The organism is Nonomuraea diastatica (genome assembly GCF_004349015.1).
In the GTDB taxonomy this organism is placed as follows: Bacteria; Actinomycetota; Actinomycetes; order Streptosporangiales; family Streptosporangiaceae; genus Nonomuraea; species Nonomuraea diastatica.
Window position 1 is genome coordinate 1 of sequence record NZ_SMKP01000277.1, and the last position, 10,127, is coordinate 10,127.

Sequence of the window (10,127 nt, forward strand, 5' to 3'; positions counted from 1 at the left end):
CCTCCTCCCCCGCCCCTGACGCGCGGCTCACCAGGATCAGCTTGATCGCCTCCCCCGGTCCGGCCCCGGGTCCATCGGCCCGGCACCGGAATGGGCGTCGCCCGGCGCCGGGGCAGGGTCGTCGGGCCCCGGCCGCGACCGTCAATCCCGGCCGGCGGCCTCCCGCAGGACGTCCTCGGCCTCCGACACGCTGCCGAGCATCCGGTAGGCGATGCCGAAAAGGCGCGGGCGCAACTCGGTGAAAACGGAGACCGCCTGTTCGAGTGCGCGCGCCTCTTCCAGGGTCTCTGGATGTGTCATGACGCTGTGCCTGCCTCTGATCGAACGTGGCCGCATCGCCTGCGCGGGCCCGCCGGCGGACCGCGCCGCCAGGCGGGCGGGCGCTTGCCGCGGCTCTCGCGGGTGGTCAGGCGGGGCGGGCGGCGCGCCGGTCGGCTCGCTGGGCGAGCTCGTCGTCGTCCACCAGGGTGAGCATCGGCTTGCCGGGTTCGCACAACATCGTCACGAGGAACCGGAGCGGGATGTCGTCGCGGTTGTTGCCGTCCTGGTAGTGGATGACGTCCCCGCCAGGCTCCCAGAACGCCTCGCCGGCGCGTACGACCCGCTCGGGCTCGCCTTCGAGCTCCAGCAGCATCTCGCCTTCCAGCACGTAGCCGAAGGCGGGTCCGGGGTGGCGGTGCGGCGGCGTGCCGGGGTCTCCGGGCGGATATTCGATGACCACGGTCGTCTCGTGTGCGTCCCTGGGGATGAACGGCGGTTCCGCCTCCTGCACGATGGTGAGCGCCGTCTGCCAGGCGTTCGATCGGTGTTCCCGCATGGTGGGTGCCTCCTTGATGAGATGGGCGGGCTGCTCGCCGAGCCCGTCGTTGTAGGTGGTCTTGCCGCGGATCGTGTCCTCGTGACATGCCCTTCCCGTCCGCCGGGAGCACCGCACGCCCCGATCGCGAGCTAAGACAGGGCGGCGCGCCCGCCTGTGACGCCCGCGCGAAGATTTTGCGTTCCGCTGACCGGTGCCGCCCCAGGCGCATACAGGCGCCACAAGCTCCCCGATAAAGGGGGGCATACGGGTGCAGTTCACATCAAGCCTCCCCTTACAGTGAGGAACGCATGCAGTGAGCTGAGGAGTACGTGTTGCACGAGAAGCTGTCGTCGATCTACGACAACGTCCTTCGCCGCAACCCCGGTGAGACGGAGTTCCACCAGGCTGTGCGCGAGGTGCTCGAAAGCATCGGCCCGGTTCTCGGGAAGCACCCCGAATACGCCGAGTCGAAGATCATCGAGCGGATCTGCGAGCCCGAGCGGCAGATCATCTTCCGGGTGCCGTGGGCCGACGACCGTGGCGAGGTGCAGATCAACCGTGGCTTCAGGGTGGAGTTCAACGGCGCTCTGGGGCCGTACAAGGGCGGGCTGCGTTTCCACCCGTCGGTCTACCTCGGGATCGTCAAGTTCCTGGGGTTCGAGCAGATCTTCAAGAACAGCCTGACGGGCCTGCCGATCGGCGGCGGCAAGGGCGGCTCCGACTTCGATCCGAAGGGCCGTTCCGACCGCGAGGTCATGCGCTTCTGCCAGAGCTTCATGACGGAGCTCTACCGGCACATCGGCGAGTACACCGACGTGCCCGCCGGTGACATCGGCGTCGGCGGGCGGGAGATCGGCTACCTGTTCGGCCAGTACAAGCGCATCACCAACCGCTACGAGTCGGGCGTCATCACCGGCAAGGGCCTGGCGTACGGCGGCGCGCAGGTCCGCACGGAGGCCACCGGCTACGGGTGCGCGTTCTTCGTGGACGAGATGCTGAAGGCGCGCGGCACGTCGTTCGACGGCAGGCGGGTCGCGGTGTCCGGCTCCGGCAACGTGGCGGTCTACACCATCGAGAAGATCGAGCAACTCGGCGGCAGGGTCGTCGCGTGCTCCGACTCCTCCGGCTACGTCCTCGACGAGAAGGGCATCGACCTGGACCTGCTCAAGCAGATCAAGCAGGTCGAGCGCGACAGGCTGAACGTGTACGCCGAGCGCCGCGGCCACAACGCCACCTTCGTGGCGGGGAGCAGCGTGTGGGAGGTGCCGTGCGAGGTGGCGATGCCGTCCGCCACGCAGAACGAGATCACCGGCCGCGACGCCGCCGTCATGGTTGGCAACGGCTGCATCGCGGTCGGCGAGGGCGCGAACATGCCCACCACGCCGGAGGGCATCAAGGTGTTCCTGGAAGCGGGCGTGGCGTTCGGGCCCGGCAAGGCGGCCAACGCGGGCGGCGTGGCGACCAGCGCGCTGGAGATGCAGCAGAACGCCAGCCGCGACTCGTGGACGTTCGAGTTCTCCGAGCACCGGCTTGAGGAGATCATGCGCGACATCCACGACCGCTGCCTGCAGACCGCCGACGAGTACGGCATGCCGGGCGACTACGTGGCCGGCGCCAACATCGACGGGTTCCGGCGGGTCGCCGACGCGATGCTGGCGCTCGGCCTGATCTGAGCGGGCACCGGCCTTCACGCCGACCAGGCCAAGCAGGTCATAGACAGGGCGATCATGGCGCGTACCGAGGCGGGCACGATGCCCGCGTGAGATTGGCGAGGCGGATACCGCGCCGGACGCGTTGTTTGCCGTCACGGCGGCGGCTGATGTCACGGACCTTGACATCGAGGGGCTTGAGGGCGCTGGTGAGTTGTTCGGATTGCCAGCCGCCGTACACCTCAGGTCGTAGTTCGACCAGGCGATATCCTGGCCCAGGACTTAACACTCCCTGAAGTACTCAGGCACATCGAAGCCGGAAGGATTGTGCGCGTCATTCCTGCAAAACAATCCCAGCCACCCGCCTAACCACAAAAAGAGGCTCGACCGGCATCTCACCCGGGCGAGCCTTTACCGTTCCGCGCACCCACTCCATTTGATGAGCTTCCGCCGACCGGATTCCCTTTCCTCACCCCAGGAGCCCAGGAGGTGCAGTAGATGTAGTAGGGAAGGAGGTACTCCTGACCTTCAGTGCGCCCCGTATACGTCGTATCGTTGATGTCCACGGTGGAGGTGCCGGGGTTCGGGCAGTGGGTAGGGTGGCTGCCCCCGGGCCCTGCCTTCACGGGCAGGGCCATCGATGACGTTTGTTCCTCCGAATTAGCGCTTCATCGGTTCTGAGATCGCTGATTCACGCCATAGGTAGTGCGCGTGTCCCCCGAGTAGCACCAGGCGGTGGAGGTGGACGCGGCCCCCGCCCAGGGGCCATGGATGGTGTAATCGGGACCGCCCACGACGTTCTTACACGAAATGTAGGCGCGATGCTCTACCTGATATGTCCCAGCGGGACAACTCGACCTCGCGCCATCTCGATTGCCGCTGTCTACCCGGTAGGCCGAACATGAAGCAGCATTCGCTGTAGTGGTGGTAACGGCGACAAGAGCTGGAACCGATATGATGCTAGCGCCGGCAAGGACGACAGCGACCCGTAGGTGGCGCATTTTCATGGATTGCCCTTCCCCTTCTTGGGTTTCGGCTTAGCCGGGAACGCCGGCTTGCCGAGACGAGTGGTATCGCGGCCCGCCTGGCCATGATGTTCAGTGGCTCTGCCGGGTGGGAGGGCACCATTGGGCTTCTTGTCATGGCGCAGTTCTTCTGCTAAGGGGCCGCAAGACGCTCCCTTCGACCCCGATCCTGCGGGTAGCCTCATCGGTGAAGAATCGCTCACGACCGCGTTGTGCAAACGCCATTGATCACAGACGCCGGGGATTGCGAGCCTCGGAGCTGGCGTACGAATCACCCGCTGACCGGTCGGGGCGATCCCCCACGTCCCGTATCGGGACTGTCCGATAGCGCAGGTCATGAATCGATCTTCGGAACTCAGGGCATTCCTTCGTTCGCGTCGTGCACGGCTGAACCCAGCGGAACTCGGTGTGCCCACCTACGGGGAGCGACGCAGAGTTCCGGGCCTGCGGCGCGAGGAACTGGCCCGGCTGGCCGGGCTTGGAGTGGACTACTACGTGCGGCTAGAACAAGGACGCAACGAAAAAATCTCTGCCGAAGCGCTCGATGCGGTGGCACGCGCCCTACGGTTGACTTCCGTGGAACGCCTTCACCTACACCGGCTCGCCCGGCCCGTGCGACGGCCCATGCGCGCCTGCTCCGCGCAGGCTGCCCCTGGATTGCAACGGTTGTTAGACGCCATGCCCGCTGTCCCGGCCTACGTGGTGGGGCGCAGAACGGAGGTACTGGCCTGGAACGACCCAGCGCGTCTCATCTTCGGAGATGTTCTGGCCCTGACGCCGCAGCGGCGTTACATGGCCCGCCAAGTCTTCTTGAATCCCGGAGCGCGTAGCTTGTTCAGGGACTGGGACATGAAGGCCCGGGATGTCACCGCGCGCTTGCGCCTAGGATTCGGCCGGTGCCCCGATGATGAAGAATTGCTTAGCCTCGTCGACGAACTGTCGGCCGCGAGTAGCGACTTCCGCCGGATATGGGAGGCGCACCACCTCATGGACAAGAGCCACGGCTCCTATCGCTTTTCACATGACCGCCTGGGTCTGTTTACTCTCGCTTACCGGGCCCTACGGGTGCCCGAGGAACCCGATCAGTTGCTCATTACCTACACCTGGGGACCCGGTTCTACGCTGGCCACTGCGCTGAGGAAAGGCCATGGTTGGTGATTGGGCGGCTCACCCCATACATGCTGCCTACCATCAGTGCCATTCTACTGCGCGACGCCAGCGTCCCTTTGAGGACACCAGGACTGTATCACTGACGAGCAGCGGCCTGGCGCCGGAAGCACAAGCCATTGCCGAGGTCCACGATCTCGTTCCGCGTCCCCAGCGCCTTTTAAGTTCGATATTCCGAGGTCGATGATCCACTGACCCTGGTGATTTGAGAGGAGGATTCCCAAGGTCTTGTTAGCTGCGCGGACCATTCCGCGTTTGACGGTGTCATCCCCGTCTTTCCACATCTCGGCTACTGTCTGGCCCGTGGGCGCGTAATCGGACGTGTCAGGCACGATAACGTATCCTCCATCCGCGCCTTAATCGCCTTGCGCTGGGCGACCATCGCGTCTAGTTAGTCATCATCTTCGGTCGCGGAAAGACGGCCCTGTATCCTACGGAGTTCAGCGTTCAGCGCATCCAGTTCGTGAGCGTTCCCCGATACCCGCTGAAACGCGAGAATGTCCGTCGTGTCGCTCGCGACCATGCCCGTAATCAGGTCGATGACGGGCTGTGCTGCGCAGCCCTTGAAGCGCCCGCAGGAGAGGCGCTGCTTTGCGCTCCCGCCACAGCGCAGCCCGGATAAAATTCTTTATCGATGCCGGATATAGATCGTAGCTGCGACCGATGGACGACAGAGATTCACCGTTGCGACGCGCTCGAAACTGTTCTTGACGGCTTCCGGGTTCGTGCAGTGCGCCTGCTTCGCGCGGCGTTCACCCTTCGCTGCCCAGAATACCGGTAGTGGGCCGTGATGCGCGTTATTCGCGATGATCATAGAGATTCCACGGAAAGTAGTTTGCTTTGGATTTCTCGGCGTTCGCGTGCTGCACCACGAGCGTCACGATGCGTCCGGCAAAGTCGGTACGCCCGAACTGAGGCTCGCTGATCGAAATGATGTCTCCACCAGCGGAACGGATCGCCAGCAAAATCTCAGCCTTGCGTCCAAGTCTTCCCGCCGATCAAGCCGACTCGACTCGGTGACCATAAGAGTCGCGTAGTCGCCACGCTCACTCTCGGCGATGACCTCACGTAGCGCGGGCTCTTGCGTGCCATGACTGGCGCTGTAACCGTGGAGCTTGAACCACTTGACGATCGTGACCCCGCGATCTTGCGCGTGGGCTTCGGTGATCTTGATCTGACTCGTCTCGTCCTGGCTGCCCGTGCTGACCCTCACGAACGCTGCGCCTAGGCTCACGGTTCCGCATCCCTTCGGGGATGCTTGCCAGCAACCGCCGTGCTGACCCGACACCGTGCACACTACCCGACAATCTACGGTCGTGGTCCACGTACACCACCCGGGACTCCGGCGCGACGTCCTGCGCGATCTCGTGGGTGTTGCCGGCGGTGGGCAGCCCGGGGCCGATGTCCAGGAACTGCCGGATCCCGGCCTCGCCCGCGAGGTGGCGCACCGCTCGGGCGAGGAACGCGCGCTGCAGCCTGGCGACCATGGCGAAGTCGGGGAACAACCGCAGCAGCGTCTCCCCCGCCTCCCGGTCGACGGGGAAATGGTCCTTTCCGCCCAGCAGGAAGTTCCACCACCCGCGCGGAGTGCGAGACGGTGGTGTCGACACGGGCCCAGCCCGGCGTGGCGGCGTCGTTGTCCGTCATGGCGCTCCTGTCCGGATGTTCGTGGACGGTTCGGACGCTACACCACCTCCGCCCGCGGCCCGGGGAGCAGACGGCGAACCGAGCCCGCCCCGTCTCCCCGTTACATTGGGCCGGTGAGCCACGACCAGCACGGCCTGGCGATGAGCGGGGCGAGCACCGCCGCGGCGCGGCACTACGACCGGGCCATCGACGAGCTGCTGCACTTGCGGGTGGAGGTCGCCGCAGAGACGAAGGCGGCGCTGTCCGACTCCCCCGGCTTCCCGATGGGCAACGTCCTGTCGGCGTACCTCGGGCTGCTCACCACCGAGGCCGACGACGCGCGCAAGGCCCGGGCGCGGTTCGGGGCGTTCCGCCGTGCGGTCGACGACGCGTCGCTGCTCCCCCGCGAGCGCGCGCACGTGGCCGCCGTGCAGGCGCTGCTCGACGGCGACTTCCTGCGGTGCGGCTCGCTGCTGGCCTGGATCACCGTGGAGCACCCGCGCGACGCCCTGGCACTGATCGCAGGCCACCAGATCGACTTCTTCACCGGCGACGCTCGCTCGCTGCGCGACCGCATCGGCGGCGCGTTGAACGCCTGGCACCCCGACGACCGGCATTTCGGGCACGTCCTGGGCATGTACGCCTTCGGCCTCGAAGAGGCGGGCCACTACGACCGGTCGGAGGAGGTGGGATTGCGCGCGGTCGAGCTCAACCCGCGCGATGTGTGGGGCATCCACGCGGTGGCGCACACGTACGAGATGCAGGGCCGCTTCGGCCACGGCCTCCGCTACCTCGACGCGCGGCTGCCTGACTGGTCCACCGGCACGTTCTTCAACGTCCACACCTGGTGGCACTACTGCCTGTACGCGCTGGAGTCCGGCGACGTGGCGCGGGCGCTGGCGATCTACGACGCGGTGCTGGCGGACGGGCAGTCGTGCATGGAGCTGCTCGACGCCGCCGCCCTGCTCTGGCGCCTCCACCTGGAGGGCTCGGAGCAGCACGAACGCTGGCGCGCGCTGGCCGACGCCTGGCCACCGCGGGTGGCGGAGCCGTTCTACGCGTTCAACGACATGCACGCGGTCATGGCGTACGTGGGCGCCGGCCGCATCGGCGACGCCGAGCAGCTGATCGCGGGGCGGGAGGCGTACGTGCTGGAGCCGCGTCCCGGTGTCACCAACCACGACATGACGCTGCAGGTCGGGTTGCCGGTGTGCCGGGCCATCGTGGCGTTCGGGAGGGGCGACCACGCCTCGGTGGTGGAGCTGCTGTATCCCATCAGGCATCGGGTCAACGAGTTCGGGGGCAGCCACGCGCAGCGGGACGCCGTACAGAAGACGCTGCTGGAGGCGACCCTGCGGGCGGGGCGTCGTGACGTCGCGCGGGTGCTGGTGAGCGAGCGGATCAACGTGCGGCCGTGCAGCCCGTACAACTGGCTCAAGCAGGCGGCGCTCGCCGACCACCTCGGCGATCGCGCCGCCGCCACGGCCGCCCGGCTCCGCGCCGACGACCTCGCCAGGACCGGCGGCCGCGCATGACCGCCCGCCGGCACCGGCGGACGTACATACCGTGAACGACCCGACCCGACGACCCGGCGGGCCGGGCAGGCCCGACGGGCGGCAGGCCCGACGGGCGGCAGGCCCGACGGGCGGGAGGGGCAGGCCGGAGGGGCAGGCCGATGAGGACCGTTGGGTGGGACGGGATCTGTCGGAGGTGGCCGATAGGGTTCCCGTCATGGATCGGCAACTCACCTTGATGGTCGTGCACGCCCACCCCGACGACGAGTGCCTGAGCACCGGCGGCATCCTCGCCCGCTACTCCGATGAGGGTGTCCGCACGGTCCTGGTCACGTGCACCAACGGCGAGCAGGGCGACGACCAGGGCGGCGTCAAGCCGGGCGAGCCTGGCCACGATGCCGCGCGGGTGGCCGGGCGGCGGCTGGCCGAGCTGCGCGAGTCCGTCTACCACCTGGGCGTCGACCATGTGGAGCTGCTCGGCTACCGCGACTCCGGCATGGACGGGTGGGAGACCAACGGCCACCCCGACGCGTTCGCCAACGTGCCGGTCGACGTGGCCTCCGCCAAGCTCGGCGCGCTCATGGAGCGCTACCGGCCGCAGGTCGTGGTGACCTATGACGAGACGGGCGGCGGCGGTTACGGCCATCCCGATCACGTCCAGACCCACCGCGTCACGGTCGCCGCCACCGAGGCGACCGGCATCCCCGACAAGCTCTATTACACGGCGATGCCCAGGTCCTCGATCAAGCGGATGTTCGAAGCCATGCGCGCCAACGGGATCGACCTCGGCTTCGAACCCTCCGACGACTTCGGCACCCCCGACGAGCGGGTCACCACGATCATCGGCGTCGCCGACTACACCGAGCGCAAGCTCAAGGCGCTCAAAGCCCACGAAAGTCAAGGGGAGAACATCTTCCTGCTGCGCATGCCCGAGGAGGTGCAGCACCAGGCGTTCTCGCACGAGGCGTTCGAGCGGAAGCTGAGCACGGTCAGCACCCCTCACCACGAGGAGGATCTGTTCGCGGGCCTGCGCGACGCCTAGCGTCCCGCCACCTCCCAGGACCGCCGCTCTGAGCCGCCCCTCGGGGCCGCCCCTCAGGCCCGTTGTTCTGGGCCGCCTCTCAGGACCGCCTCTCAGAGTCGCCGGGTGCCCGAGGCAGTGGTTGCGGGCCGTCACATGGCCGGGCGCTGGGGAGTTCGGTTCGCCCAGGGAGGGTTGGCGCCGGCGACGGAGCACGTCAGCGCCGCGACCCGGGCCGCGAACTCCGCCGCGTCCGCCGCCACCCGCAGGTCGAGCCCGTCGAGACGGCCACCGAGGAGGCCGTTCGTGTCGAGGGAGTGCAGCAGCCCGGCGGTGAACGCGTCACCCGCGCCGACCGTGTCCACGACGTTCACCCGGGGCGCCGCCACGGTGGCCCGCTCGCCGTCCACGGACACCAGGGCGCCCGCCGCGCCTCTCGTGATGACGACCAGCCGGGCGCCGGCGGCGTGCCAGGTGTCGCAGGCACGTTCCGTCGACGTGCCGGGCAGCAGGAAGTCCAGGTCGTCGTCGCTGAGCTTGAGGATGTCGGTCCACTCGCACCAGCGGGTGATCGGATAGTCCTCCCGGGAGGCGAGGCTGGGGCGGACGTTCGGGTCGATCGAGATGGTGACGTGCTCGGCGGCGGACCGCGCGAACTCCTCCACCGCCTCCCGCCCCGGCTTCTTGACCAGGGCGATCGAGCCGGTGTGCAGGCAGCTCACCGGGCCCAGGCGCCGCAGGTCCAGCTCGTACGGTTTCCACTGCCAGTCGGCCGTGCCGTCGGCGTAGAAGGTGTAGGTGGCCCGGCCCTGGGGGTCGAGGGCGGCGACGGAGAGTGTGCTCGGTTCCTCCGCCTCGATGGAGGCCGACAGGTCCACGCCCGAGCCGGCGAGGTGGTCGCGAAGCAACTCGCCGAAGACGTCCTTTGACAGGCGGCCGAGGAAGCGTGCCGGGGTGCCGAGCCGGGCCAGCGCCACCGCCGTGTTCGCCGGTCCGCCTCCCGGCAGCGCGCGCAACACCAGCCCCGCCGTCCCGCCTCCCAGCCACAACGTCCCGTCACCCTCCAGGTCCGGTCCGCCCGGCGAGACGCTCGCCCCGCCCGCCAGCGCGGACTCGCCGCCGTCGCGTGATGTCTTGCCGCCCGGCACCTCACCACCGGCCCGCGACTCCCCCTCGCCCGGCGCCTCACCACCGACCGGCGAGCTCCGCTCACCCGGCAGCTCACCACCGACCGGCCGACCGGCCTCGCTCGGCGGCCCGCCGCCGACCCGCGATGCGGCGCCGATCGGCGTGGGCTGGCCTCCGGCGGGCGGTGAAGGGGCGGCG

8 protein-coding genes and 2 pseudogenes are annotated in these 10,127 nt (G+C 68.1%); 4 read left to right on the forward strand and 6 right to left on the reverse strand.

The genetic code is table 11. From position 1 onward, the window contains the following. Positions 1-141: 141 nt before the first annotated feature. Positions 142-300, reverse strand: coding sequence for a sigma factor (locus E1294_RS48835; protein ID WP_132519165.1), 159 nt, complete (start codon positions 298-300; stop codon positions 142-144). A gap of 106 nt (positions 301-406) precedes the next feature. Further along, positions 407-934: a cupin domain-containing protein gene (locus E1294_RS48840; RefSeq protein WP_246083822.1), complete on the reverse strand. Its 528-nt coding sequence runs from the start codon at positions 932-934 to the stop codon at positions 407-409. A 194-nt stretch (positions 935-1,128) separates the two neighbouring features. Between E1294_RS48840 and gdhA the strand changes: the two genes are divergently transcribed. Beyond that, positions 1,129-2,472: an NADP-specific glutamate dehydrogenase gene (gene gdhA, locus E1294_RS48845; RefSeq protein ID WP_132519168.1), complete on the forward strand. Its 1,344-nt coding sequence runs from the start codon at positions 1,129-1,131 to the stop codon at positions 2,470-2,472. Positions 2,473-3,809: 1,337 nt separating this feature from the next. Further along, positions 3,810-4,631: a helix-turn-helix domain-containing protein gene (locus tag E1294_RS48850; protein WP_132519171.1), complete on the forward strand. Its 822-nt coding sequence runs from the start codon at positions 3,810-3,812 to the stop codon at positions 4,629-4,631. Between the two features lie 806 nt (positions 4,632-5,437). Here the strand turns inward: E1294_RS48850 and E1294_RS56860 are convergent. The 3 genes and pseudogenes from E1294_RS56860 to E1294_RS48860 form a co-directional block, all read right to left on the reverse strand. After that, complete coding sequence (locus E1294_RS56860; protein WP_246083824.1) at positions 5,438-5,605, reverse strand: hypothetical protein; 168 nt, start codon at positions 5,603-5,605, stop codon at positions 5,438-5,440. Positions 5,606-5,691: 86 nt separating this feature from the next. Next, positions 5,692-5,937 (reverse strand): annotated as a pseudogene (locus tag E1294_RS58665) (hypothetical protein); the annotation flags it as partial. A gap of 7 nt (positions 5,938-5,944) precedes the next feature. Beyond that, positions 5,945-6,250: pseudogene (locus E1294_RS48860) on the reverse strand (SAM-dependent methyltransferase); the annotation flags it as partial. 150 nt (positions 6,251-6,400) lie between these two features. On the opposite strand from E1294_RS48860, the gene E1294_RS48865 reads away from it, so the two are divergent. Both E1294_RS48865 and E1294_RS48870 read left to right on the forward strand, forming a co-directional pair. Next, a complete protein-coding gene (locus tag E1294_RS48865) occupies positions 6,401-7,801 on the forward strand; it encodes a tetratricopeptide repeat protein (protein WP_132519174.1) in 1,401 nt (466 codons plus the stop codon). A gap of 196 nt (positions 7,802-7,997) precedes the next feature. Beyond that, positions 7,998-8,822 (forward strand): PIG-L family deacetylase, encoded by an 825-nt coding sequence (locus E1294_RS48870; protein WP_132519177.1) that lies wholly within the window; start codon positions 7,998-8,000, stop codon positions 8,820-8,822. 131 nt (positions 8,823-8,953) lie between these two features. On the opposite strand, the gene E1294_RS48875 is transcribed toward E1294_RS48870, so the two are convergent. Then, positions 8,954-10,127, reverse strand: a 1,174-nt coding sequence (locus tag E1294_RS48875) for a PfkB family carbohydrate kinase (RefSeq protein WP_246083825.1), incomplete at its 5' end; no start/stop codon positions are given.

Bases quoted from the DNA above. Each gene is read 5' to 3' on its own strand.
- E1294_RS48850 (WP_132519171.1), top strand. From the start codon at position 3,810: ATGAATCGATCTTCGGAACTCAGGGCATTCCTTCGTTCGCGTCGTGCA.
- E1294_RS48870 (WP_132519177.1), top strand. From the start codon at position 7,998: ATGGATCGGCAACTCACCTTGATGGTCGTGCACGCCCACCCCGACGAC.
- E1294_RS48835 (WP_132519165.1), bottom strand. From the start codon at position 300: ATGACACATCCAGAGACCCTGGAAGAGGCGCGCGCACTCGAACAGGCG.